Below are 226 nucleotides of genomic sequence, written 5' to 3'. Positions count from 1 at the left end.
CTAATGGCCACTAGGGCAGTGTCTTCGGCTTTGAGGCTGTCCAATTTGCAGATGATGGTGTAGCGGGTAACGCGTTCGACCAAGGTCAGTAATGCACTTTTCTGTCCTTTGCCGACGATGGTGTCGGCCTCCCAATCGCCGATGCGGGTTTTCTGGTCAACGATGGCGGGTCGGTTTTCTATGCCGACGCGGTTGGGCACTTTGCCTCTGGTCCATGTGCTGCCGT

At 56.2% G+C, this 226-nt stretch carries 1 pseudogene; it reads right to left on the bottom strand.

Features of this window, described 5'->3' with window-relative positions:
* Positions 1-226 (bottom strand): annotated as a pseudogene (locus HMPREF2572_RS15275) (IS30 family transposase); the annotation flags it as partial.

This window comes from Neisseria sp. HMSC064E01 (assembly GCF_001808875.1).
GTDB lineage: Bacteria > Pseudomonadota > Gammaproteobacteria > Burkholderiales > Neisseriaceae > Neisseria > Neisseria sicca_A.
The sequence above is the reverse complement of the archived record's forward strand: the minus strand, read 5'-3'. Positions and strand labels throughout refer to the sequence as shown.